This is a genomic window from Sphingobium limneticum, from assembly GCF_008710165.1.
Lineage (GTDB): Bacteria > Pseudomonadota > Alphaproteobacteria > Sphingomonadales > Sphingomonadaceae > Sphingobium > Sphingobium limneticum.
Genome location: NZ_VYQA01000004.1, coordinates 49,156 through 74,777 on the forward strand (window position 1 = coordinate 49,156; position 25,622 = coordinate 74,777).

At 65.3% G+C, this 25,622-nt stretch carries 20 protein-coding genes, 1 tRNA gene and 1 pseudogene; 3 read left to right on the forward strand and 19 right to left on the reverse strand.

The window, feature by feature from the left end; all coding sequences use genetic code 11:
- Window positions 1-8 precede the first annotated feature (8 nt).
- Complete coding sequence (locus F4U95_RS06755; RefSeq protein ID WP_150425087.1) at window positions 9-3,452, forward strand: chromosome segregation SMC family protein; 3,444 nt, start codon at window positions 9-11, stop codon at window positions 3,450-3,452.
- A 122-nt stretch (window positions 3,453-3,574) separates the two neighbouring features.
- Here F4U95_RS06755 and F4U95_RS06760 read toward each other — a convergent pair whose 3' ends face one another.
- Both F4U95_RS06760 and ubiA read right to left on the reverse strand, forming a co-directional pair.
- Window positions 3,575-5,029, reverse strand: a complete 1,455-nt coding sequence (locus F4U95_RS06760; protein ID WP_150425088.1) for a phospholipase D-like domain-containing protein — start codon at window positions 5,027-5,029, stop codon at window positions 3,575-3,577.
- Window positions 5,026-5,922, reverse strand: a complete 897-nt coding sequence (ubiA, locus tag F4U95_RS06765) for a 4-hydroxybenzoate octaprenyltransferase (RefSeq protein WP_343032327.1) — start codon at window positions 5,920-5,922, stop codon at window positions 5,026-5,028. The genes F4U95_RS06760 and ubiA overlap by 4 nt, the downstream gene beginning before the upstream one ends.
- Window positions 5,923-6,029: 107 nt before the next feature.
- Between ubiA and F4U95_RS06770 the strand changes: the two genes are divergently transcribed.
- Both F4U95_RS06770 and F4U95_RS06775 read left to right on the forward strand, forming a co-directional pair.
- On the forward strand, window positions 6,030-6,776 hold the full coding sequence (locus F4U95_RS06770) for a 16S rRNA (uracil(1498)-N(3))-methyltransferase (protein WP_150425090.1): 747 nt from the start codon (window positions 6,030-6,032) through the stop codon (window positions 6,774-6,776).
- A gap of 99 nt (window positions 6,777-6,875) precedes the next feature.
- Window positions 6,876-8,249, forward strand: a complete 1,374-nt coding sequence (locus F4U95_RS06775) for a glutamate--cysteine ligase (RefSeq protein WP_150425091.1) — start codon at window positions 6,876-6,878, stop codon at window positions 8,247-8,249.
- Between the two features lie 98 nt (window positions 8,250-8,347).
- Here F4U95_RS06775 and F4U95_RS06780 read toward each other — a convergent pair whose 3' ends face one another.
- From F4U95_RS06780 to F4U95_RS06865, 17 genes and pseudogenes are all read right to left on the reverse strand, one after another.
- The gene (locus tag F4U95_RS06780; RefSeq protein WP_150425092.1) at window positions 8,348-9,661 is read right to left on the reverse strand and encodes a methyltransferase family protein; all 1,314 of its coding nucleotides are present in this window, start codon (window positions 9,659-9,661) and stop codon (window positions 8,348-8,350) included.
- A 77-nt stretch (window positions 9,662-9,738) separates the two neighbouring features.
- A tRNA-Phe gene (locus tag F4U95_RS06785) sits at window positions 9,739-9,814 on the reverse strand.
- Window positions 9,815-9,864: 50 nt separating this feature from the next.
- Window positions 9,865-10,059 carry a DNA gyrase inhibitor YacG gene (locus F4U95_RS06790; protein ID WP_150425093.1) on the reverse strand — a complete coding sequence of 65 codons (195 nt, stop codon included), beginning with the start codon at window positions 10,057-10,059 and terminating at the stop codon, window positions 9,865-9,867.
- A complete protein-coding gene (locus F4U95_RS06795) occupies window positions 10,049-11,038 on the reverse strand; it encodes a ribonuclease (RefSeq protein WP_150425094.1) in 990 nt (329 codons plus the stop codon). The genes F4U95_RS06790 and F4U95_RS06795 overlap by 11 nt, the downstream gene beginning before the upstream one ends.
- A gap of 63 nt (window positions 11,039-11,101) precedes the next feature.
- The gene (locus F4U95_RS06800; RefSeq protein WP_150425095.1) at window positions 11,102-11,674 is read right to left on the reverse strand and encodes a Maf family protein; all 573 of its coding nucleotides are present in this window, start codon (window positions 11,672-11,674) and stop codon (window positions 11,102-11,104) included.
- Between the two features lie 11 nt (window positions 11,675-11,685).
- Window positions 11,686-11,904 carry a translation initiation factor IF-1 gene (gene infA / locus F4U95_RS06805; RefSeq protein WP_003049127.1) on the reverse strand — a complete coding sequence of 73 codons (219 nt, stop codon included), beginning with the start codon at window positions 11,902-11,904 and terminating at the stop codon, window positions 11,686-11,688.
- A 57-nt stretch (window positions 11,905-11,961) separates the two neighbouring features.
- Window positions 11,962-13,251: an adenosylmethionine--8-amino-7-oxononanoate transaminase gene (locus F4U95_RS06810; RefSeq protein WP_150425096.1), complete on the reverse strand. Its 1,290-nt coding sequence runs from the start codon at window positions 13,249-13,251 to the stop codon at window positions 11,962-11,964.
- A 32-nt stretch (window positions 13,252-13,283) separates the two neighbouring features.
- Entirely contained in the window at window positions 13,284-13,916 is a 633-nt protein-coding gene (locus tag F4U95_RS06815; protein WP_150425097.1) for an OmpA family protein, read from the reverse strand.
- Window positions 13,913-15,724: a cation:proton antiporter gene (locus tag F4U95_RS06820; RefSeq protein WP_120252269.1), complete on the reverse strand. Its 1,812-nt coding sequence runs from the start codon at window positions 15,722-15,724 to the stop codon at window positions 13,913-13,915. Before F4U95_RS06820 ends, F4U95_RS06815 begins: the two co-directional genes overlap by 4 nt.
- Before the next feature lie 146 nt (window positions 15,725-15,870).
- Window positions 15,871-16,287 (reverse strand): DUF4168 domain-containing protein, encoded by a 417-nt coding sequence (locus F4U95_RS06825; protein WP_150425098.1) that lies wholly within the window; start codon window positions 16,285-16,287, stop codon window positions 15,871-15,873.
- Between the two features lie 326 nt (window positions 16,288-16,613).
- Complete coding sequence (locus tag F4U95_RS06830) at window positions 16,614-18,659, reverse strand: M13 family metallopeptidase (RefSeq protein WP_150425099.1); 2,046 nt, start codon at window positions 18,657-18,659, stop codon at window positions 16,614-16,616.
- Window positions 18,660-18,937: 278 nt separating this feature from the next.
- A complete protein-coding gene (gene bioD, locus F4U95_RS06840; RefSeq protein ID WP_150425100.1) occupies window positions 18,938-19,552 on the reverse strand; it encodes a dethiobiotin synthase in 615 nt (204 codons plus the stop codon).
- Window positions 19,549-20,673 (reverse strand): 8-amino-7-oxononanoate synthase, encoded by a 1,125-nt coding sequence (locus F4U95_RS06845; protein ID WP_150425101.1) that lies wholly within the window; start codon window positions 20,671-20,673, stop codon window positions 19,549-19,551. Before F4U95_RS06845 ends, bioD begins: the two co-directional genes overlap by 4 nt.
- 172 nt (window positions 20,674-20,845) lie before the next feature.
- Entirely contained in the window at window positions 20,846-21,760 is a 915-nt protein-coding gene (locus F4U95_RS06850; protein ID WP_343032328.1) for a type IIL restriction-modification enzyme MmeI, read from the reverse strand.
- A gap of 39 nt (window positions 21,761-21,799) precedes the next feature.
- Window positions 21,800-23,587: pseudogene (locus tag F4U95_RS06855) on the reverse strand (DNA methyltransferase); the annotation flags it as partial.
- Window positions 23,588-23,680: 93 nt separating this feature from the next.
- On the reverse strand, window positions 23,681-24,364 hold the full coding sequence (locus F4U95_RS06860; RefSeq protein WP_425505046.1) for a DUF2490 domain-containing protein: 684 nt from the start codon (window positions 24,362-24,364) through the stop codon (window positions 23,681-23,683).
- Between the two features lie 253 nt (window positions 24,365-24,617).
- Complete coding sequence (locus F4U95_RS06865; RefSeq protein WP_150425105.1) at window positions 24,618-25,613, reverse strand: sensor domain-containing diguanylate cyclase; 996 nt, start codon at window positions 25,611-25,613, stop codon at window positions 24,618-24,620.
- Window positions 25,614-25,622 lie beyond the last annotated feature (9 nt).

Consider the following 25,622-nt stretch of genomic DNA (forward strand, 5'->3'; position numbering starts at 1 on the left):
TTTCCGTCATGCAGATAAAGCGCCTCAAACTCTCCGGCTTCAAAAGCTTCGTCGATGCGACGGAGTTGCGCATCGAGCCGGGGCTGACCGGCATCGTCGGCCCCAATGGGTGCGGCAAATCCAACCTGCTGGAAGCGATCCGGTGGGTGATGGGCGAATCCAGCGCCAAATCCATGCGCGGCGGTGGCATGGAGGATGTGATCTTCGCGGGCACCGCCACGCGGCCGCAACGCGACTTTGCCGAAGTGTCGCTGCTCACCGTCCAGGAACAGGGCGAGCTGTTTTCCGCCGTCGATGTCGGCGCGGACGGCGAACTGGAAGTCACGCGCCGGATCGAGCGCGGGGCGGGTAGCGCCTACAGAGCCAATGGCAAGGATGTGCGCGCCAAGGACGTGTCGCTGGTCTTCGCAGATGCCGCCACCGGGCCGCACAGCCCGGCGCTGGTCAGTCAGGGGCGGATCGCCGCCGTCATCGCTGCGCGGCCGCAGGAACGGCGCGCGATGCTGGAGGAAGCGGCGGGCATTGCCGGCCTGCATGTCCGGCGCAAGGATGCCGAGCAGAAATTGCGCGCGGCCGAGGCCAATCTGGCCCGGCTGGACGAGATTTTGCTGGATATGGACGCGCGCGCCAATGCGCTGCGGCGGCAGGCGAGGGCGGCGGAACGCTATATCCGCCTGTCGGACCAGATTCGGGTGGCCGAAGGACGGGTGCTGTTCGCCCGCTGGCGCGAGGCCAATGCCAGTGCGGAGGCTGCACGGGCGGAGGCGAAACAGGCTGACACGGCCGTGTCGTCCGCGCAGGAAGGGCAGATGGCCGCCGCCGCCCATGCGCAGGCGGCCGTGGCAGCGCTGGCCGACCGACGCACGGCCGCCCAGAATGCGCGCGATGCCGCCAATGAGGCGGGGCATCGGCTGGCTGCGCTGCGGACCGAGCGGGAGTCGGTCGTCCGTCGCCTGGCCGACCTGACGCAGCAGGCGAGCCGGCTGGAGGAAGATCGGGCGCGCGAAGGGACGCTGGCCAATGATGCGGCCGATGCGATCGCCCGGCTGACGGCGGAGATCGCGACGCTGAAGGGGCGAGTGGCCGAAACGGAGAAGTTGCGCCCGGCTTTCGCCACGCGGATCGCCGCCGCCGAGGATGCTGCGCGGGACGCCGAACTGGATCTTGCAAAGGCGATGGCGACGCAGGCGGCCGAGCAGGCGGAGTTGCGCGTGGCGGAGGCGGCACTGGTGGCTGCGCGCACCCGGTTCGATCGGGCCGAACGGGAAGTGGCGCGACTGACTGCGGAAGCGGCCGCCCTGCCCGATGCTGCCCCGCTGGAGGCGCAGCGCGAGACGGCGATCGCCGATCAGGACAAAGCGAAGGCCGAGCGCGATGCCGCCGAAAGCGCGATCCAGTCGGCCGATGCGGATCGCCAGTCCGCCGCCGAAGCACGGGCGTCGGCCGAAGCGGCGCTGGCGTCGGCGCGCGCCGGGCTGGCGGCGCTCGATAGCGAGGCGGCGGCGCTGAAGCGGGCGGTCGATAGCGGTAGCGCCGGCAAGGCGCGGGCATTGGATCGGCTGAAGGCGGCGCCGGGCTATGAGCGGGCGCTCGCCGCCGCGCTGGGCGACGATCTGGAAGCGCCGGTCGGGGCGGAGGGCAAGCGGCGCTGGGCCGGGGCGGATTCTTTGCCGGGCGATCCCGCCTTGCCCGCTGGTGCGACACCGCTGGCCGCGCATGTCATGGCGCCGACCGAACTGGCCCGCCGTCTGGCGCAGATTGGCGTGGTGGACCGGGACGAAGGGCAGGCGCTGGGCGTCGGACAAAGGCTGGTCACGCGGGACGGGCAGTTGCGCCGCTGGGACGGCTATGTCGCGGTAGAGGGCGGGGCGGCGGCGGCCGAGCGGCTGATCCGGCTGAATCGGCTGGAGGCGATCGACGCCGCGCGCCCGGCCATGCAGGCGGACGTCGAGCAGGCGGCGACGGCGCAGGATGGGGCAAAGGCGCGCGAACAGGCGGCCGTGCAGGCGCTGGCCGCAGGACGCACCGCCCTGTCGCAGGCCGACCAGAAGTTGCGCGCTGCGCTGCGCGCCGCCGATGAGGCGACGACGGCGCTGGAGCGGCTGGCGGGGCGGCGCGAGGGTGTCGAGGAACGATTGGCCGAAGCGCGGCGCGACCAGGATGGTGCGCAGGGCGAGCATGAGAAGGCTGAGGTCAACCGTGCCGCCGTGCCCGATGGCGCGGAAACCCGTGCGCTGGTCACCACCCTGTCGCAAGCCAGCGAGAAGGCGCGGGGCGCCGTCAGCCAGTTGCAGGCGGATCAGGCGCTGGCCGATCGCGCCCTGACCATCGACCGGGAACGACAGGCGGCGGCCGATGCCGAGGGGAAGGGCTGGCGCGCGCGCGCCGGCGAGGCGGCCAAGCGGATCGCCGCGATGGTCGCGCGGGCCGAGGAGATTGTCGGCGAGCGCGATGGACTTGCGGCGCAACCCGATGCACTGGCCAGCGCCATAGCGGGGCTGAGCGATCAAGGCGCGGCCCTGACTCAGGCCGCCGATCAGGCTCGCGGTGCCGAGCAGGAAGCGGAGAGTGGGCTGCGCACGGCCGAGGGGCGTGCGGCGCAAGCGGGCGAGGCGCTGGCGGCTGCGCGCGAAGCCCGCGCCACCGCCGTCGCCCGCGCCGAGGCCGCCGACGAGCGACGTATCGAAACCAACCGCCTGTCGGGCGAGCGGTTCGAATGTCCGCCGCCGGTTCTGCCGGAGAAACTGGGCTTTGCCAGTGCCGAGATCCGCATCGCCCAAACCGAACTGGCCGATCATGACCGCTTTCATGCCGAGCGTGAGCGGATCGGCCCGGTCAATCTGGTCGCCGCGCAGGAACTGGAGGAACTGGAAGCTGCCCAAGCTACCAGCCGATCGGAAAGCGCGGAACTCACGCAGGCGATCAACCAGTTGCGCGGATCGATCGGCAGCCTCAATCGCGAGGGGCGGCAACGCCTGCTCGCCGCGTTCGAGGCGGTGGACGGGCATTTTCGGCGGCTCTTCACGACATTGTTCAATGGCGGGCAAGCGCATCTGGAACTGATCGACAGCGACGATCCGCTGGAGGCGGGGCTGGAGATCATGGCCCAGCCGCCGGGCAAGAAGCTGGCGGCGCTGACCCTGTTGTCAGGCGGCGAGCAGGCGCTGACCGCCGTGGCGCTGATCTTTGGCCTGTTCCTGACCAACCCCGCACCGATCTGCGTGCTGGACGAGGTCGACGCGCCGCTGGATGATGCCAATGTCGAGCGGTTCTGCGACCTGCTGGACGCGATGGTGGCGCAGACCAACACCCGCTACCTGATCGTCACCCACAATGCCGTCAGCATGGCGCGCATGCACCGCCTGTTCGGCGTGACCATGGTGGAGCGCGGCGTCAGCCGATTGGTATCGGTCAACCTGCAAAGCGCCGAGGCGTTGCTGGCGGCGGAATAGGATTTCCGTCGCTTAACTTCGCACATTTCCCGCAGATTTCGACATTTTGTTACGTGGCGGTGATCCTGTCGGAAAGCCGGGACGCCATGATAGCCTCCAGACCGCTCGATAGGACAGCGGCATCATCCCCGCACGAACCAGCCCTTCATCCGGCGGAAAAGGCCGCGTTCGCTGACCGGTTCGAACATTTCTTCCGGGCCTTCGGGGTCCAGCACCTCATGGTCGGCGATCCATTGCTGCACGTCGTTGAGGTCGGGCGTCACATAGGGGCGCAGCGTACGGCCGGGCTTCTGACGCAGTTCCTCGATCGCGGCGATCAGGCCGCGTTCGGCGATGACGGCGGATACCCGCTCGGCCGGTAGGTCGAGATGTTCGGCGATCAGGTCGTCGCGAATCTTCAGGATCGTCGCCTGCCGCCCTTCATTGGCGGGCAGCGCCGTGTCGATCGACACGTCGCATTCGGTATCCAGCCGCATCGACCGATTGTTCATGTTGGATGATCCGACGCGGATCAGCCGATCGTCCACGATCAAAATCTTGGCATGGACATAGATGGGCACGCCGCGATTGGTGAAGGGGTGGTAGATGCGGAAGCGGCCATGCGTGTCTCGCGCCTTCAGCGCCTCGTACAGGCGCGCACGGGCGGTATCCATCGCCTGCTGTTCCAGCCAGCCGTCCGCCTGCTCTGGATTGACGATGACGATGTCCGGCCCGTCCGCCTCGCCCAGCCGCTTGGCGATCGCCTCGGCAATGCGGCGGGAGGCGAAATATTGGCTTTCGGCATAGATGTGCCGCTTCGCCGCGGCGATCTGATGCAGATAGAGCTGCTCGATCTCGGTCAGTTCTTCCTGATCGTCCATCTTGGGCGCGGATCGGGCGATGGCGACATCGACGCCCTCAAACTGCACCGGCAACCGGTCGGGCCAGCAATCGCTGATGCCCTCGACCGGCTCCAGCGGATCGCCGCCCGCGCCGATCCAGCGATTGCGGGCATGTTCGCCCAGCGCGGCGGCGACCGGGCCGGCCAGCGCCGTGGTGGCATCATGCCAGGGGCCATAAGGCGACCCGTCGGGATGCAGGCGGCCCGGCTCCTCGTCACGATGATGGCGCGTGTCCCAGCGATCGCCGGTCATGTCGATGCCGCCGCAGAAGGCGAAGCAATCGTCGATCACCACGATTTTCTGATGATGGGAGGCGGCCGGCGGGTGATGGCTGTCCAGCTTCACCGTGATGCGCGGATGCGCCATCCAGCGCAGCGTGGTGACGAGGTGGGAGGGGCGCGCCATCGACTTGATCGCGCCGACATCCCAGCGCAGCAGGAAAATCTCCAGCTCCGGCGTCTGTTCGACCAGCCAGGTGATGAAGTCGCCGATGACCATCGGCGCGTCATCCTTCGCCTCATCCTCGCGAATCAGGCTGATGGCCGGATCGAAATCCCATCCGATCAGCATGATGCGGCGCTTGGCCTTCATCATCGCGGCGCGGGCCTGACGGAAATAGGCATCGGCGTCGATGATGACGCTGGCCCGGTCGGCGCGCGCGATGCGCCAGCAATCCTCGCCCGGCTGTGGCGTCATAGCGAAGCACTCCCCACGACCAGACAGCCCAGGAACATCAGCAAACCGGCAAAGCGGTTGGACCGGAATTTACGCAGGGGATCGACTCCATCTTCCTTCAACGTGCCTGTCTGCCACAGCAGATGCACCGCCATGGGCAGCAGGGCGGCCAGGGCCAGACCTTGCGGCCGTATCTGCCAGATTGCGCTTCCCCACAAGGCCAGAGCCGCCACATAACATAATGTCACGCCGCCGCGCACATGGCGGCCCATCGACAGCGCGCTGGATCCGATGCCGATCAGCGCGTCATCTTCCCGGTCCTGCAACGCATAGATGGTGTCATAGCCCACCACCCAGAAGAGGCTGCCGGCATAGAGAAGCAGGCCCGGCAGGGTGAGGGCGCCCGCCACTTCGCTCCAGCCCACTAGTGCCGTCCAGGAGAAGACGAGGCCGAGCCATACCTGCGGCCAGCCGGTGATCCGCTTCATGAAGGGATAGGCGGCGACCAGCGCCAGACTGCCCAGCGCCACGACCTGCGCATAAAAAGTGAGTTGCAGCAGTACGATCAGGCCGATGAGGCACAACGCAAGGAGCCAGGCCCAGGCGATCTTCACCGACATGGCGCCGCTGGCCAGCGGCCGTGCCGCGGTGCGCGCGACCTTCCGATCGAGGTCGCGGTCTACGATATCGTTGAACACGCAGCCTGCCCCGCGCATCGCGATGCTGCCGATCAGGAGCCAGACGATCAAAGGCCAGCGGGCAAAGCCGCCCCCGGCCAGCGCCACGGCCCATGCGCCGGGCCAGAACAGCAGCCACCAGCCGATCGGCCGATCGAATCGCGCCAGTTGCGCCAATATGCGGGGCGTGTCCGGCAGGCGGGCGAGCAGGCCGCGCGCTTCGCTGTCAGGCACGATCCCTTGATTTAACGGCGTCTGATTCAACGGCTACTCCATCGCCCGCTTGTCGAAGGGCCATGCTTCTCTTTAGGGAAGAAGCATTACAGGACAAGCCACGAGAGAAAATGACCGCAACCCCAGCCTGGCCCCCGCAAAGCGCCCCCCGCCTGCATGTCGAAACCCAGCTGGGCGAAGGCGTGGTGGTGCCGATCGACGGCAATCCGGCCCATTACCTCATCAGCGTGATGCGGGTGAAGATGGACGATATCGTCCTGCTGTTCGATGGCCGGTCCGGCGAATGGGCGGCGCGCGCCCGCGATATCCGCAAGCGCGACCTGGTGCTGGAATGTGTGAGCCAGACCAAGCCGCCCGAACATGTGCCCGATTTCTGGCTATGCTGCGCGCCGATCAAGAAGGGGCGCATCGACCTGATCGCCGAAAAAGCGTGCGAACTGGGCGTGGCGCGGCTTCAGCCGGTGCTGACCCGCCGGGCGGTGGTGGACAAGCTGAATCTGGATCGGCTCCATTCCCATCTGGTGGAAGCGGCGGAGCAATGCGGGCGCACTGCTCTACCTGAATTGACCGAAATGACGAAGCTGGACGCGTTGCTGAAGGGCTGGTCGCCCGATCGGCATCTGTTCTTCGCGGACGAGACGGGTGGGGCGCCGCTGGAGGCGACATTGCGCACCCATCCCGGACCCGCCGCCTTTCTGGTCGGGCCGGAGGGCGGATTCGATCCTGCCGAGCGGGATGCGATCCGCGCGACGCCCGGCGCCGTGCCGGTATCGCTGGGGCCGCGAATCCTGCGCGCGGAAACCGCCGCGATCGCGGCGACGGCGGCCTGGATGACGATCAATGGGGATTGGAAATAGTTTCATTCCGCTATTGGATTGAAGCCATTATAGGCAAGCCCTATGTGGTGATCGCCCGACTTTGTTTGACGGGCCGAGGGGAAGCAGTAAGGGCGGGGCATGAGCACCAGAACAGACTCAGGGGATCATGATCCCGTCATCGAGAATCGCGACCAGTTGATCGCGGCCTTTTCCAAGGGTGAAAAGCCCAAGGAACGCTGGCGGATCGGGACCGAGCACGAGAAATTCGTCTATAGCCGCAAGGATCATCACGCCCCTTCCTATGAGGAGATGGGCGGCATCCACACGCTGCTGATCGGCCTGACCCGCTATGGCTGGAACCCGGTGTTCGAGGGCGAGAATATCATCGCTTTGTCCGGCACCGACGGCACGATCAGCCTGGAGCCGGCGGGGCAGCTGGAACTGAGCGGCGCGCCGCTCGACAATCTCCATCAGACCTGCGCCGAAACCGGCCGTCATCTGGAGCAGGTGAAATATGTCGGCGACATGCTGGGCCTGGGCTTCCTTGGCCTTGGCATGTGGCCGGACAAGACGCGCGCAGAGCTGCCGATCATGCCCAAGGGCCGCTATGAGATCATGCTGCGGCACATGCCGCGCGTGGGGTCGATGGGCCTGGACATGATGCTGCGCACCTGCACCATCCAGACCAACCTCGACTATGGCAGCGAGGCGGACATGGCGCAGAAATTCCGTGTGTCGCTGGCCTTGCAACCGCTCGCGACCGCGCTGTTCGCCAATTCGCCGTTTACGGAAGGCAAGCCCAACGGCTTCCTCTCCTATCGCAGCCATATCTGGTCGGACACCGATCCGGGCCGCACCGGCATGCTGCCCTTCGTGTTCGAAGATGGCTTCGGCTACGAACGCTATGCCGACTATGCGCTCGATGTGCCGATGTATTTCGTCTACCGCGACGGCAAATATATCGACGCGGCAGGCCATAGTTTCCGCGACTTTCTGAACGGGAAACTCGCCGTCCTGCCGGGCGAAAAGCCGACCGAGAAGGATTGGGAGGATCATCTGTCCACCGCCTTCCCCGAAGTGCGAATGAAGAGCTTCCTGGAAATGCGCGGCGCCGATGGTGGACCTTGGAACCGCATCTGCGCGCTGCCGGCGCTATGGGTCGGGCTGCTCTACGACCAAGGCGCGCTCGACGCGGCGTGGGACGTGGTCAAGGACTGGACCATGGAGGAACGGCAGACGCTGCGCGACTCCGTGCCCAAGCTGGGCCTGGACGCGCCGATCGGTGGCGGACGGAAACTGCGCGACATTGCGGGTCAGGTGGTCGATATCGCCCGGTCGGGCCTCACCGCGCGTGGCCGCCTGAACGGCGCTGGCGACAATGAGACGGGCTATCTGTCCTTCCTCGACGAGGTGGTCGCATCGGGCAAGACCAACGCCGAACGGCTGCTGGAACGCTATCATGGGCAGTGGCAGGGCGACCTTGGCCGCGTCTATGACGAGGAAAGCTTCTAGGAAATGCGGTTTTCCGGCGAAGGCCGGAATCCAGTTCTGCCCTCTATGTACAGCGCCACGGTGGAACTGGACTCCGGCCTTCGCCGGAGTACGCCATCCTATTCCGCCGGCTGCGCGGTAGCCGCCATCGTCTCGTGCTTCTTCCCCGTCATCCAGGCGAAGAAGCGCGGCACGGGGGCGTTGTGCTCCATCCATGCGCTATAGGCGCGATAGTCGGGGTCGGCGGACAGATGCTGCTCCTCCGTCTTCGCGCGCCAATAATAGACGGCGTTGGTGAGGGCCAGCATGGCGCAGTTGCGCACCATGTCGGTCAGGCTGCCCGACACCGCCAAAAAGGGCAGGGCGGAAAACCACCAGAAGAGATTCTTGGCCAGATAGGCCGGGTGGCGCGTCCAGCGATAGGGGCCGTGGGTCAATATGCCGCGATGGGTGAGGTTGGAAAAGCGCAGGCCGAACGCCACCGTCGCCCAGGCATAAAGGCCGGTCAGCAGCACCAGCCAGCCGCCCAGCAACCATTGCAGCGCGGGCATATTCTGCGTCCAATAATCCCATTCCGCGCCGCCGGCATGATAATCGAGCGGCCCGCCACCACCCATCAGAACGAAGGGCGGGTAGCACATGAGCGCCGCCAGCCAGCCGCCCAGATAGGGGTTGGCGGTGCGGATATGCGAATCCAGCGGCTTGAAGGTCAGCATATAGCCGACCGTCGCCAGGCAGACGTCAATCATGAACATGACCGCGATCAGGAAGCCCGCCATCGCCACCGGATGGGCGAAGGCATCCTCGATCCGCCAATCCACCACGCTGGCGAAATTGCCCGGCACGATCGACACCATGAAGGCGAGGAAGAAGCCCTTCACCGCCCAGGCGCGGGCGTGATGGGCGACCTGGACCATGTCCGCCTGCCCCGCGACGCCGCCGATGATCCATTGGCCAAAACTGTAGGAGGCGTCCTTGGGCTCCACCAACCGCCGGTCGATCCACAGGATATAGGGGATGGACAGCGCCAGCAGCCAGGGCGCGGCGCCCATGAACAGGTCCATGGAAAAGCGATAATTGCCGGACCAGTACCAGCGCGCGATGCAATAGAAGGTCGCGATGGCCAGCCAGGTCGCCCACAGGCCTGCAATCTTGACGATGCTGATGTCCATCACGTCGCGCACGGTGCGCGCGGGCGCTTTCCAGTCGATCCCGGTGGATGCGTTGCGATGCACCTTGTCGACGATCAGCGACCACAGCACCATCGGCAGCCCGCAGGCTACCACGGCAGTCAGGCCCGCATTGGGCCCGTCCATGCCATAATGCCGCGCCACCAGCGTCCACAGGCCAAGCCCGACAAGCCCGGCGATGCCGACCCCATGGCTGACGGCGGATTTGGGGAGCGATGGTATAGGGGGATCAACCGTCTTCATGACTGCGGCCATTAGCAGATAATGGTAAGCAAGCCGTGAACCGCTTTGCGAGGCGGATGGTCAGTCGAGGAGGTTTGTGGTGCCCGGGGACGGATTCGAACCGCCGACACTGCGATTTTCAATCGCATGCTCTACCAACTGAGCTACCCGGGCATCGGGTCAACGGCGGAGGCGTCCGCCGGATGGAGGCGTGCCTATAAGCGTCAATCCGGCTCGCTGTCCAGCCCATAATTACCGTTTTTTTGCATGTCGCTATCGGCGGGCGGGCCGGGGACGCGATAGCCTTCGCCCAGCCATTGCAGCAGGTCGCGATCCCGGCAGGCGGGGCTGCAAAATGGGCGGGTCGCGGCCTGCGAAGGCTGGTCGCACACCGGGCAGGCGGCGGGTTTAGGCGACATGGCCGCCCGCCAGGTCGAGCGCAGCCTCGGCCTTGAGCGTCACCGCGCCGCCCCGACGCTTGGCCAGCAATTCGATCCAGTCGGTCCGCTTGTGCAGCAGGTCGATGATCGCGGGCGCGGCGGTGATGGTGGCGGCGCCGCCCTGACCATGGCGTTCCGCCCGGCGCAGCAGCGCCAGCGCGGCGGTCAGCACCGGGTCTTCGCGCAGCAATTCCATCAGATTCGCGCGCTCGCGGCGGCGGATGATCTGAAGGAAGCCGAAGCCATTGACGGCCGTGCGCTCGAAGGGGAGGGGCAGGAATTTGTCGACCTGAGCGGCAGCGACCATCCGCTCGTCCTTGTTGTTCATCGTCGGCAGATCGATGCCGATCGAGCCGGAAAGGCCCATGCGCCGCACCGCCTGCGCCGCCAGCTTCGCGCCCTTGGGGCCAAGCTGCGCGGGGGGGAGCGACCCGTCGACATCGATCAGCACCATGGCAGGCGTCAGGAACAGGCGCAGCGCGGCATCCTCGGCGCCGACTTCGCCACTGATCGCCTCGTCCATCAACTCGCTCCAGCCATAGGCTTCCAGCTTATCCTCCTCATGCGCGGGGCAGGGGACGACGGGCGTGCCGGTGGCGCGGATGCGCTGCAACAGGCTGGGGCCGGCATGGGGCTTCGATCCGGGCTGGGGCATGCGGCCCTTGGCGCGCTTGGGGCGGCCTTCCTCGGCGATCGCCTCACGGATGATCTCGACCAGCACGTTGGCGCCTTCGGACAGGCGGGGCGGGATCGGCTCCAGCAGCACTTCCTCGCCCGAGATCAGCCGCACGACGCCGCGCTTCTTGGGAATGAGGGTTGCGACCAGGCGGCCCTGCGCCACTGCGCCGGGACGAATCACGTCGCCGTCACGCTCGATCAGCGCCTCGACCAGCTTGCCCTTTTCGATCAGCGCGGCGCGGGCCTCGCCAATGCCTTCTTCATAAAGCCATTCGGCCATCAGTATTTTCCTGTTGATCGTGATTTCCGAGCCGGGAAATGTACCATTTCCCTAGAAATCACTTTAATCCAGTGCGTATCCGGCCGCTTTCAGCAGCGTGCGGGTTTCGTAAAGCGGCAGGCCCATGATCGCGCTATGGCTGCCCTGTATCGTGCGGATGAGGCCCGCGGCGCGACCCTGGATCGCATAGCCGCCGGCCTTGCCGCGCCATTCGTCGCTGGCAATATAGGCGTCGATCTCCGCCTGCTCCAGCCGTTTGAAGATGACGATATTGGACGACAGGCGATGCCATGTGCGACCTTCGCCATCGATCAGCGTGATCGCGCTGAACACCTGATGCCGTCGCCCGGACAGCAGGGTAAGGCAGCGATGCGCCTCTTCCTCGCTTTCCGTCTTGGGCAATATGCGGCGGCCCACGGCCACGACCGTGTCGCCGGACAGGATCAGGGCGCCGGGGTGGCGCGCGGCCACCGCCACGCCCTTTTCCGCCGCCACGCGCGCAGCATAGGCGGCCGGCATTTCTGCCTTCCGGGGTGTTTCGTCGATATCCGCAGGGTCCACCGCATCGGGGACGACGCAAATCTGGCCCAGAAGGTCACGCCGTCTGGGAGAAGCCGAAGCTAGAATAAGCCGCATCACCTGCCGGCTTATTTGAAGCGGTACGTGATCCGACCCTTGGTCAGGTCGTAAGGGGTCAGCTCGACAAGCACTTCGTCACCCACCAGCACGCGGATGCGATTCTTGCGCATCTTGCCGGCGGTGTGGCCGAGAATTTCGTGGTCATTTTCAAGCCGGACACGGAACATGGCGTTGGGGAGAAGCTCCACAACCTGTCCGCGCATTTCAAGCAGTTCTTCTTTAGCCATATTATCCCGAATTCGCAAAATCGCGCCGCCATAGCGCCAAACTGCGGAAAATGAAAGTCAGGGTTGCATGCCGAATGAATCGCCGGCTTCGGCGAGCGCCGCGAACAGCCGATCGAGCTGATCGGCGTCCAGGCAATAAGGCGGCATCAGATAGATGGTGTTGCCCAGCGGCCTTAGCAAGAGGCCGCGTTCCAGGAAGAAAGCGCGCAGGCGCGGGGCGAGGTCCGACAGGTAGCCCGCGTCGGCGGCGACCAGGTCGATCGCGGCGATCGTGCCCAGCTGGCGCGGATTGGCGAAGGCGGGGTGCGCCGCCAATATGCCGAGTCGCGTGGCGATGCCGTCGGCCAGCGTGGCGATGCGGCCCAGCACATCCTCTTCCCGCCAGATGGCGAGATTCGCGGCGGCGGCGGCGCAGGCGATGGCGTTGGCGGTGTAGCTGGACGAATGGTAGAAGAGCCGCGCACGGTCCGTGGACAGATGCGCGTCGAAGATCGGCGCGGTCGCCAGCGTCGCGGCCAGCGGAATCGCGCCACCGGTAATGCCCTTCGCCACGGCCATGATGTCTGGCACGACGCCTGCCTGTTCGCAGGCGAAGAGCGTGCCGGTGCGGCCCCAGCCGGTCATCACCTCGTCCGCGATGAACAACACGTCATGGCGGCGGCAGATCGCCGCCATCTCGCGGAGTATATCCGGGGAATAGAGCAGCATGCCCCCGGCGCCAAGTAACAATGGCTCGACGATGAAGGCGGCGGGCTTTTCGGCGCAGGCGGCCGCTAGCGCGGCGAGGCAAGCCTGTTCATGACCCGGCGCGGGGAAGGGGATGGTACCGACATCGAACAGCAAAGGCTGCCAGGCGGCGTTGTAGACGCCGCGCTCGCCGATCGACATCGTGCCGATCGTGTCGCCATGATAGCTATGGTCGAGGACGAGGATGCGGCTGCGCGCTTCGGCCAGGCCATCCAGCGCCAGATTATGCCAGTAACCCAGCGCCATCTTCAACGCGACCTCGACCGCCGTCGATCCGCTGTCGGAATAGAAGACATGGGCGAGTGCGGGCTGGCCGTCGGCGCGGGGCGCCATGGCGATCAGGCCGCGGGCGACCTCCTCGGCCGGCTCATGGGTGTAGGCGGCGAAGATCAGCTGGTCGAGCTGGCTCGCCTGCTGCGCAATGGCGGCGGCGATGCGCGGGTGGCAATGGCCGTGCGTCGTCACCCACCAGCTGGAAATCGCGTCGATCAGCGTGCTGCCATCGGCCAGGTGCAGCGTCGCCCCCTGCGCCCGCACGACATGAGGGATCGGCTCGTTCAAGCCATGCTGGGTGAAGGGGTGCCAGACGGGAGAGGTCATGATGGGGCTTTAAGCCCCGCCGCGCGCAATTTCTACGGCTTTGACCCTGCCTGCGCGCTTGCCTGTGCCGGATCGGCCTGGTTGGCGACGACGGGGGGCGGCACCATGATGGTGGGCAGTGCGACATGCACCTCCACGCGGCGATTTTTCGCCCGGCCTTCCGGATCATCCTTGCCATCTTCGGTCGCATTGGGCGCGGCGGGGCGCGCTTCACCCAGGGCGACGATGCTGATCCGCCCCTTGTCCACGCCCTTTGCGACCAGATAGTCGCGGACCCTTTCCGCCCGGATGCGGGACGCCACCTTGTTGTCGCCGTCATTGCCGCGCGAATCGCTATGACCCCGCAACGTGACAGGGCCGCCTTCCTTGATCGCGGGGGTGGCGAGCAGCGTATCGAGCGCGGCCTTCGCGGCATCGTCCAGCGCCATGGGGGATGTTCCGAAACTTACCAGCGCATCGGCCGGTTCGACCTTCGCCTCCATAGCCTCCGGTACGACGTCCGGGCGCAGGATGGAGCGGGGCTGTTCGCCTCCATTGTCGGCGGCATTGGCATCCACGCCATGGGCGGCATTGTCCGCCGCGTTGATCGCGTTGCCGTCCGCAGGCGGCTGGCAGGCGGCGAGCGTGGCGCTCAGGAGGATCGCGGCCGGGGCAAATCTTGTCATTCTTCCTCTCCTTTCGGCCTTTTACGGGACGGCGGTACATAGGACAATATCGTGTCGCCCGGCTGGGGCGTCGGGCGCGACGCATGGGTGAAGAAACGCAGCGCGCCGTTCTTCCGCAGCAGCAGCAGCATGTCGCCATCCTCCGGCAGCGATGCGCGCGCGGCATCATAGTCGAACTGCTCGCTGATCCGCGTCTTGCGGAATTGCCAGCCCTGCTCCTCACGCTGCATGATATCCTCGACCCCATGGCCCGACGCGAACAGCGCGCGTCCCCGCAGCGATTCCGGCAAGGTGCGCGGATCGTCATCGTCGCTGGCGTCGCCCAGCTGATGGACATTGTCGCGCCCGATTTCCGGCGCGAATTCGTTGCAGACCAGCGTGTTATAGGCTTCGTTATCGGTGGTCGCGGCCAATACCTGGAACCGGGTCAGGTCCAGACGTTCTTCGGTCGCCTCCGACAATATTTCCCCATGATAGGTGGGAATGCCCTGATGCCGTGCGGGGGCGAGCCGCTGCCAGCTGGTGTCGGCTATGGTCACCGGCACGTCCAGTAGCCGCAGCTGGGCCGCCATGCCCAGGCTGAAGGGAGTGGCGCCGACGATCAGCAATCCGCGTTCCGATGCGCCGGTGACCTTCAGCAGTCGCGCCACCGGCTTGATCGAAAAACCGTGGAAAAGGATCGTCGCCACCACCACGGAGAAGGACAGGGTGACCAGGATCGACCCGTCGCTATAGCCCAGGCGATCGAGCCGTAGCGCGAACAGCCCGGAAATGGCGACCGCAACGATACCGCGCGGCGCGATCCAGGCGACCAGCAAGCGCTCATTCCATGGCACGGGCGAGAAAGCGAGGCTGAGCAGGACCGTCGCCGGGCGCACCAGGAACAGCAGAGCCAGCAGGAAGGCCAGGAACCGCCATTCGAACTGCCGCAGGACATTGAGGTCGAGCGAGGCGGAGAGGATGACGAACACGCCCGAAATCAGCAGGACGGTGACATTTTCCTTGAACGGTTGAATGTCGCGCAGCGAATCCAGCCGCATATTGGCCAGGGCGATGCCCATCACCGTGACGGCCAGCAGCCCGGTTTCCTGCTGGATCATGTTCGATCCCACGAACACGCTGATGACCGACACCAGCAGCACGGGGGCCTTGAGATATTCGGGCACATGGCCGCGCGGAAACAGCCAGCCGAGCGCGCGCGCAGCCAGCCAGCCGATCAGCCCGGCGATGACCGCCGCGGCCAGCAGCGACAGGATGACGGACGCCAACGTGCCGCCTTCGCCCGAACGACGCAGATATTCATAGGTGACCACGCCCAGCAGCGCGCCGGTTGGATCGTTGACGATCGCTTCCCATTTCAGGATGGCGCGGGGGCGGGCGGCGACGTTGGACTGGCGCAGCAGCGGCAGCACCACGGTCGGGCCGGTCACGACCAATATGCCGGCAAACAGGATGGCGACGGGCCAGACCAGTCCCGCGACATAATAGCAGGCCAGCGATCCCAGCACCCAGCCGATCGGCGATCCCAGCAGCACCAGCCGGATGACCGCGCCGTCGGTTTTTCGCAACTCGCGGAAATTGAGGCTGAGGCCGCCTTCGAACAGGATCAGCGCGACTGCGACCGACACCATCGGTTCCAGCAGGTCGCCGAAGACGGCATGGGGATGGATCAGGCCCAGCACCGGGCCGCCGATGACGCCGGCGGCCAGCATGAGCGCGATGGCAGGCCAGCCGGTCCGCCAGGCGATCCACTGCGCGCCGATCCCCAATATGCCGATCAGCGCGATGGAAAGAGCTTGTTGCTGCATCGCAACATAATAGACGGCACGAAATGCGTCCGTCACCCCCCGATATTTTTCAGGCCGTCGGGAACAATCGGACCGGTCATGTGTGGCGCGTCATGTGCGCACAAAGAAAAAGGGCCGGTCGATGACCGGCCCTTCCCTATATTGCCTTACTGCTGCGGCTGGCTCGGCTGCGCCGGGGCAGCGGGCGTTGCCGGAGCCGCTGGGGCCGGCGGCGCGGCGGCCTGAATACGCTGCTGGAGCGCCGGGTCGGCGGCGGCGGCCTGACCGATCTGGTTGAACTTTTCGGGCGGCAGGCCCGATGCCTGGAGCGCGGCCAGCATCTTGGGCTGCTTGTCCGCTTCGGCGATGGACGTGTCCGACTGGATCTTCGTCACTTCGACCGCGGCGGCGGCGAATTGCTTGATGTCGCTATCGCTGAAGTTGCTGGCGCCAGCCGCAGGGGCGGCGGGGGCCGGTGCTGCTGCCGGTGCGGCGGCATCCTGCGCGAATGCGGGATAGGCTGCAAACAGAGCGATCGATGCGAAGCCCGTTTTCAGCAGAGCGGTGGTTTTCAGACCCGTCAACTTTTTTCTCCTCTTGATCGGTATGCTGATGAACAGACGGCCAAGCTGTTGAAATCGTTCCGGGCGGGAAAGGGCGCAACGGCAAACCGTGCGATTCAAAAGGTAACAGGATTCGCCAAAACGGCTCGTCCCCCGACAGGCGCCATTCGTCGCACCGTCCATTCGCAGGTGCGGAATAAATAGCGGCCCGGATTCGTAGTCGAACCCGGGCCGCTGTTCTGACGCAGCTTTCGACACAACTGCATCGGCTCGGCTGCGCTAAGTTTTTGCTTGTCGCGTTTTCCGAGTCAGCAGGTGATTCCACCTGCTCGGAAAACGCTCCAAGCCTACCAGATCTTCACGCGATCCTTGGGCGCCAGATAGATTTTGCCGCCCGGCGTGGGATTGAACGCGTCATACCAGGCGTCGAAATTGCGCACGATGTCGGTGCGATATTGCGACGGCGCGTGCGGATCGGTCACCAGCCGCTGGCGCAGATTGGCCTCGCGATAGTTGCGGCGCCACACCTGCGCCCAGCCCAGGAAGAAGCGCTGGTCGCCGGTCATGCCGTCGATCACCGGCGCAGGCTTGCCGCCCAGCGAGGCGTGATAGGCGTCGAGCGCCACGGCCAGGCCGCCCAGATCGCCGATATTCTCACCCATGGTGAAGGCGCCCTTCACATGCGCGCCGGGGAACGGCTCATAGGCGTCATATTGTGCGCCCAACTTGCCCGTCAGCGCCTTGAAATTGGCGACGTCCTGATCGGTCCACCACTGGTTGAGCTTGCCCGTCTCGTCATATTTCGCGCCCTGATCGTCGAAATGATGGCTCAGTTCATGGCCGATCACCGCGCCGATGCCGCCATAATTGACCGCCGGGTCCGCCTTGGGATCGAAGAAGGGCGGTTGCAGGATGGCGGCGGGGAAAACGATCTCCACCATGCCGAAATTGGCATAGGCGTTGATCTCCATCGGGGTCATGCCCCATTCCCAGCGATAGATGGGCTTGCCCAGCTTGCCGATATTATAGTCGAACTCGAACTGGTTCGAGCGCAGCGCATTGCCGAACAGGTCGCCGCCCTTGATGGTCAGGCCGGCATAGTCGCGCCACTTGTCGGGATAGCCGATCTTGGGGGTGAAAGCGGCCAGCTTCTTGTGCGCGCGCGCCTTGGCCGTGTCGCTCATCCACGGCAGCGCGTCGATGCGGCGGCCCATGGCGGCGAGCACATTCTTGACCAGCACGTCCATCGCCGCCTTGGTTTCGGGCGGGAAATATTGCGCGACATAGGCCTTGCCCACTTCTTCGCCGAGCGATTCCTTCAGGAAATCGACGCCGCGCTTCCAGCGCGCTTCGCGTTCCGGCGTGCCCGACAGGGTGGTGCCGTAGAAGGCGAAGTCGGCGTTCGCGATATTTTCGGGCAGCTTGTCGGCAAAACCGTGCAGGGTGCGCAGCAGCAGCGCGTCCTTCAGCACGCCGACAGGCGCCTTGGCGATCAGCGCGGCTTCGCCGGTGATGGCGCTGGGCTGGGCGACCAGCAGGCTGGCGGGGGTCAGGCCGTTCGCCTTGTAGAAAGCGGCGAAGTCGAAGCCGGGCGCGGCCTTTTGCAGTTCGGCCAGCGTCATCTTGTTATAGGTCTTGTCCGCGTCGCGGCTGTCGACCTGGGTCCAGTGAACCTTGGCGATGTCCGTCTCGAAAGCCATCAGTGCGGCGGCGCGCGCCTTGGCATCGCTTTCGCCCGCCAGCGTCAGCATCTGTTCCAGATGCGCGACATAGGCGGTGCGGATCGCCGCCATCTTGGCGTCCTGATCCAGATAATAGTCGCGATCGGGCAGGCCCAGGCCACTTTGGCCCATGGACAGGATGTAGGTTTCGGGATCCTTGTCGTCCTGCCCGACATAGAAGCGGAACGGTCCGTCGATGCCGGCGCGTGCCGCCTTGGCCGCGATCAGCGCATAGCCCTTCTGGTCCTTGATCGCCTTGATCTCGGCCAGCCAGGGCTTGATCGGGGTCAGGCCCTGCTTTTCGACGGTGGCGCTGTCCAGATAGCTGGCATAGGCCGCGCCGATCTTGCTGTTGGGATCGGACTTGGCCGCTTCCAATATGCCCTTGGTGCGCTCGCGCGACAGGTCGTCCAGCGTATTGAACGCGCCATAATTGGACTTATCGGCCGGGATCGGCGTGTTCTTCGCCCAGGTGCCATTGGCATAGTCGTAGAAATCGTCGCCGGGCTTGACCGACGCGTCCATGCCGGTCGCGTCGAAACCATAGCTGCCATAGGTCGGCTTGGCCGTGCTGGCCGAAGCGGCGGCGGGGGTAGCGGGCTGATCGGCTTGCGCCATGGTGGCGGCCAGCGCCAGCGCGGTGGCGGCAGCGCCCATGAGGAGGGTTTTCATCAAAGCATCCCTTGCTTGTGACAGATGGGCAAGCGGTAGCAGGCCCGGCGTGACCGGGACTTGAACGCCCGTGCAACAGGCTTGTCCATGTCGTTGGTCGAAAATTGTCGGCCGTTGAAATATTAGGCTAGTCGCCGCCTACCGGCTTTCTGCCCGCTCCGTTCGCTTCGAGCCCTTCGACTGCTTGCCAAGGCAGGCGCTCAGGACAGGCCAAGGTCGAGAAGCGGCTGGCGCTGTGGTTCCGTTTCTCGACTATGCGCGAAACGAGCGGGCCTTTTTCAGGGCAGTCGGATGTTCGCCGCGAACGCCGCCGCCAGCGATGCCGGATCGAGCCTGTCCAGATGCGGCAGCCGGCCGAGCGAGGGGACACCCGCCAGTTCCGGCACGATCCGCTCATTTTCCGCGTGGGGATCGCCGATGAAGGCGATGCCGGCCAGCCGCGCGCCGCGCGATCGCAGCGCCTCTATGCTGAGCAGGCTGTGATTGATGGTGCCAAGCCCCGTGCGGGCGCACAGGATCACCGGCTGGCCCCAATGGGCGAACAGGTCGGCCATCAGCAGCGTTTCGGAAATGGGGACCAGCACGCCGCCGGCGCCCTCCACCACCAGCGGCCCGTCCACCTGGGGCAGCGGCAGCTGGTCGAGCGCGATGGTGACGCCGTCGATCCGCGCGGCCAGATGGGGGGAGGCAGGCGTGGTCAGGCGGAAGGCTTCGGGCAGGATGCGTGTCGAGGGCAGGCCGGACAGGGCGGCGACCGTCTCCTTGTCGCCCTCCGGATCGACGCCGGCCTGGATCGGTTTCCAATAATAAGCGCCCAACGCGCCGGCCAGGCCTGCGGCGAAGACGGTCTTGCCGATGCCGGTGTCCGTGCCGGTGACGATCAACACGCTCATTTCATCGCCTTTCGCAACACCTCGCCCAGCGCGGCGACATCGTTGCGCCCGACATTCAGGGTCAGGGATATGCGCAAACGGCTGGTGCCCGCCGGTACGGTCGGCGGGCGGATGCCGCGCACGTCGAAGCCGGCCTGCTGCAAGGCGGTGGCCACCGCCATGGTGCGCACGTCGTCGCCCAATATCACCGGGACGATCTGGCTGCGCGGCGCGGGCAGGCCCAATGGCGCACAGATCGCTTCGGCAGCATCCTGTCGCAAGGTCTTCAGCCGGTCGCGCAGGTCGCTCGCCTGTTCGATCCGGTCGAGCGCGGCCGATGCCGCCACCGCCATCAGCGGCGAGGGCGCGGTCGAGAAGATGAAGGCGCGGGCGCGGTTGATCAGATATTCGATATGGATGCGCGGGCCGCAGATCAGCGCGCCCTCCGTCCCCATCGCCTTGCCGCAGGTGTGCAGCGTGATGACATTGTGCAGCCCGTCCAGCCCCGCCGACAGGCCGCGACCACCGGGACCAAACACGCCGGTGCCATGCGCTTCGTCCAGCAGCAGCATCCCGCCATGGGTGGCCGCCAGCTTGGCGAGGTCGGACAGCGGCGCCATGTCGCCGTCCATCGAATAGAGCGTCTCGACCGCGATCCAGATGCGGCCGGTGCCGCCCTCCTTGCGCCAGCCGACGATCAGGTCGGTGAAGCTCTGCACGTCATTATGGCGGGCGAAGACGGCCTGCGCCTTGCTCATGCGCATGCCGTCATGGGCGCTGGCGTGGATCAGCTCGTCCGCGACGATCAGGTCGCCGCGCTGGGGCAAAGTCGAGAACAGCGCCAGATTGCCGACATAGCCATTGGCTACGAACAGCGCGCCTTGCGTGCGGAAGAAGTCGGCGGCCTTCGCCTCCAGCCCTTCATGTTCGGGCGCATTGCCGCGCAGCAGGCGCGATCCGCCCGATCCCACCGGCACGCCGCGCCCGATCGCGTCGGCGACGGCCTGGGCGATGATCGGATCGCCGGCCAGGCCCAGATAATCGTTGGAAGCGAAGTCGCGGCCGGCGCGCGGGATCAGGCGGCGCAACCGCCCGCGCGACTCCAGCGCGGCAAGCTGCTTGGCATAGGGTTCGGCGGTCATGGCGCGGGCTATAGGCCTGGCTTCAGGAGGCGGCAAGCGGGGCCTTAACTTCGCACATTTCCCGCATATTTTGTCATTAAAATTCCTATTTCGGACATAGGCTTGCGCGGTGCGATGGTGCTGGAGACATGCCGAATATAGGCATTTTTCGGGCCTGTAGGACAGCTCGACATTATTGGCTGGCGAGTTGCTGATACAGGGTGAAGAGATGCTCTACCCGCGCCCGGTCGGACGGGAAGGACGCCCGGCGATAGAGTCGGTCCACCGCCTGATCGAGATCGCGATGCGCACGGCGCAATTCGATCGGCATCGTGTCGGGATCGTAAAGGTCGGCCAAAGTGGAGCCGGCATTTTTGGGCAGGGTTCGGGCGTCGAGAATGGCTTGTGCGAATGCTTCTACATGGGTGCGCTGAATGGGCGTCGCATCAGGCCATGGGAAGCAATTATAGTTGAGGCCGATGCTATATTGATAGTCGCTTTTCAGTCGGCCCCCGACCTGGATGCTCCACGCCATGTGCATTCTGCTAGTGAGAAGGGCGAAGTCCCAGAGCGTCGCATCCGGCAGCAATCGCAACTTGTTGGATGGGATGACAGGCGGCTCCAGCCAGCCAATCGGTATATAGTCGCGCCGTTCCGAACTCACTTCGGGAATGGCGAGGAACGGCGCATCGGGAACGACCGTGACGTTGAACTTGGAGGGCGTTTCTGCGATCGCGATCGTACTGGCGCGCCGACTTTGTTGTCGAAATTCGCGCACCAGCCTGAGGCGATCGCGAACATGCGGCATCTGTTTTAGCTGGGCCGGACCTACATCGTGTAATGCCAGAATCCAGCGCTGGCCCCCGTTCAGATATTCCTCGGCTCCCATAAAAGGCCGCAGGAATAGGTGCGCCGCGGGATCCCGCGACAGAAACGCGTCGCGTTCATCCGCGTTGAAGATGAGATGTCCGCCATCGATCGGTTGTGACCCGCTGATGATCCGCCGCGCTCCGTTGATCGGTCGGCCTTCCTCCCGCACCACCAACTGGCGGTCGGCCGCGCTGGCATCGAACAGATAGGCGGTCAGCGCGCCATGGCGTGTCTCCACCGGTGCGCCCTTCGCGTCGGCATAGCTGAACAGGCGCCTTTCCCTGGGCGCGCTGGCCTGCGAGGCGAGGCCGACGATCACGCAATGCACCGCCGCCCGGCCGGGCCAGACGAAGGGGCGGTGGGCGAAGGCGATCTCCATCCCTTCGCGGAAGAGCAGTGGCCAGAGTTGCGCCACCTGTTAGCCCTGCACGATGCTGTTGGTCGCGACGAAGGCGATATGGGCGCCACCGGCTGCGGCGAAGCGGGCGGCCTGCACGAACCATCCGGCGACATAGTCGAGCGTGCCGCCCGATCCGGGCAGGGCGGCGATGCGGCGCAGCTGTGCACGCTGCATGTCCGTCTGATATTTGGCGCCGATGAAGGGCGGATTGCCGAAAATATAGCTGCACCGGTCGGGCGGCAGCAGGTCCGTCCAGTCCATCTCCAGCGCGTCGCCATGGCGGATATTGGGCGCGGTGACGAGCGGGATGCGGGCATAGGGGCGGCCGAAATCCTCACCCAACCGGGTGTTGGCGATATGGTCGGTCATCCACAGCGCGACCTGCGCGATCTGGCTGGGAAATTCGTCGATCTCTATCCCGTGGAAGCGATCGACATTCAGCCGGGTGAGGTCGGCGACGTCCAGCACCTGCTGCACCGGGCCGTCCGCGATCAGCCGCTCGCGAATGATCTCCCGCTCCAGTTCGCGCAGTTCGCGATAGGCGACGACCAGGAAATTGCCCGCGCCGCAGGCCGGATCGAGGAAGCTGAGGCCGACCATCCTGTCCTGCAAGCGGCGCAGCGCCGCGTCCCGGCCGGACCGCAAGGCGCAGGCGCGGTCGAACTCGGCGCGCAGATCGTCCAGAAACAGCGGGCCGATCACTTTCAATATCGCCTCTTCGGGGGTGTAATGGGCGCCCTGTTTCCGGCGAGACACTTTATCGATCACACTTTCGAACAAAGATCCGAAAATGGCCGGCGATACCTCTCCCCAGTCGAAGATGCTGGCGTCGATCAGCATCTGGCGCATAGCCCGGTCGAACACGGGCGTGGCGATGCGGCCGGAAAAGAGCGCGCCGTTGATATAGGGAAATTCGGCGAGGTCGGCGTCCAGCCCGCGCTGTCGCCGATCGGGCGGGGTGTCGAGTATCTCGAACAATTCGATCAACCAGCGGCCCAGGTCGCCGCCATCGGCGCTGGTCCGGGTTTCGAGGAAGAGGAGGAATTGCTCGCGTCGTTCGAATATGCCGGTGTCGTCGGCGAAGAGGATGAAGAGCAGGCGCACGAGCAGCCGTTCCAGATCGTGACCGACATAGCCCTGGGCGGCCAGCGCATTGTGCAGGCGCCCCATCAGGTCGGTCGCCTTGCGATTGACCGGCGACTGGTTGCGCAGCAATTGCGGCTTGGCGCCCAGGATGAAGTCGAACGCTTCGACATGGCGTTTGAGGTCGGGCAGCGGGAAGTGCCAGTGCCGCCGCGTTTCCAGGTCGAGCAGTTCGAACCGCTGGAAATCGCACACCATCATATGGCGCGGCCGCTGCGCCTCCGGCAGCCAGTCATGATAATCGAGCGCCTGCGTCATGGCGCGGTCGAGATTGCGGCCGATGCTCTTCTGCTCGACGATCAGCATGCCGGGCCAGAACAGGTCGATGAAGCCGCCGGTCCGGCGCGGATCGAGTGCCTTTACCCGATGTTCGTAGGATGCCACCTGTTTGCGGGGGACGCCGAAAATGGCGAAGAACTCGTCGTAGAAACTGTGGGTCTGGCCCTTTTCATAGCCCTTGCCGTGCCATTCCTCCGAAAAATGCGCCGCGTTCGCACGAATTTCCGGCCAGCTGAGACGCATGCTTTCCCTCCCCCGATGAGACGGGAAAAGGCTGGCGGATCAACGGGCTATATCAAGTGGAGTAGCATCCGTTTCCGAGTCATCGGCCATTGACTAGAAGCTGAAGCTCAGCGCGAACGATGCTACATGGTCGTTGCTGTCGTCGGCATGGCGACGAAAGCCATGCTGGTGCAGATAGCCGATTTCCGCATTCACATTTTTCGCGACCGGGGTGGTGATGGCGATCAGGTTGCGCATCCGCTCCTCCCCCTGGACCCGCTGGAAATTGGTCTTGTTGAGGTCGAAGAAACTCTCATGGCTCAGCACCAGCGCGGTCTTGCCGCCTTCGCGGAAGGGCATGGCCAGCTTCACATAGGGGCGCAGCCGCCAGGCGGTGCCGTCCACTCCCTCGCGCCACCGTTCCTCCATCCGCATCCGGGCGCTGATCGAAACGCGGCCGATCTTCGCGATATTGTCGAACGTCAGCTGCTGGCGGCCGCGATGCTCCATAACGGTGAAATCACCGCCGGCATATTGCGGGTCATGGGTATAGCCGGCCCAGATCGTCACCACCTTGGACAACTTGTATCCGACCAGCGAGTTGGATTCGATTTCGTACAGGCCTTGGCGATCGTCGCTGAAACGGGCGACGATTTCCTGCGACAGGCGCCAATGATCGCCCAGCTTCACCGTGGCGTTGGCCGTGGTCCACAGCTGTTCATCCTCGCTGGCATGAGCGGGCGTCGTGGCGGCCCATAGAAGGGGCAGGGCGGCGATGGACGACAGGCAAGGGCGAATGGAGCGCACGGCAATTCCTCTCCCAACAAAGGGTCGCCGCGCCCAATATGACCAACAGGTGACATTTGCGCGTCATTTATATTTCTATTTTATGACTATCATTGCCGCAAAGGCTCGTCGTCATGACTGGACTCGGTCCGCCTTGTCCTATCCTGCCAACATGACAGACGCATGCGCCGCAGATGCGCTGAGCGCGTAGAATGCACCGATGGGCGGCACGTCACCGCTTATGTCCGGCACTTCCGACCTCGGATCAGGCGGCGCACTCGGCCGCCAGCGGCGCCAGCACCGCCCGGTTGCGGCCACCGCGCTTGGCTTCGTAGAGGGCTGCGTCGGCGGCCGACAGCCAGTCCTGGCTGCTCATCCGGCCAAGGCCGATCGCGGCCACGCCGAAACTGGCGGTGACATGGAGCGGCGGATCATGGGGGATGCGCATCGCCCCGATCGCGGCGCAGAAACGGCGGGCAGCGGCTAGCGCGTCCGCCTCGCTGGTTTCGGGCAGCAGCAGCGCGAATTCCTCGCCACCGATCCGGCCGAGCGAATCGCTGGGGCGGGAGAGTTCGGCGCAGCGTTTCGCGACCGCCTCGATCACCCGGTCGCCGACCGGATGGCCATATGTGTCGTTGATCTGTTTGAAATGGTCGATGTCCAGGATCAGCAGCGCGGCGGGGCGCTGGTGCCGGATATGCAGCGCGATCGCCTTGTCCAGTTCGGCGACGAAGGCGCGGCGGGTCAGTGCCCCGCTCAGATGATCGCGCTCGGCCAGCAGGCGCAATTCCATCTGCTCGACCACGATCGGGGCCAGGCTTTTCAATATCTCGATCTGTTCGGGCGCGAAGTCGCGCGCGCGGGTATCGATGGCGCAGAGCGAGCCGATATTATAGCCATCGGGCGTGCGCAGCGGCACGCCGGCATAGCTGCGAATGCCCGGATCGCCGGTGACCAGCGGATTGTCGCAAAAGCGCGGATCGTCCCGCGCATCGGTGATGATCAGCGGCTCGTCCTGCCGGATGGCATGGTCGCAAAAGGCTTCGCTGCGGGGGGTCTGCGACACATCCAACCCGGCGAGCGACTTGAACCATTGACGGTCGGTATCGATCAGCGACACGGCGGACATGGGGACGCCGAACAGGGTGCGGATGAGGTTGGTGACCTTGTCGAACGCGCCTTCGACCGGGGTGTCGAGAATCTGGTAACGGTGCAGGGCGGCGATACGGCCCGGCTCGTCGTTTACAATCGCGTGCATCATCAAGGCATC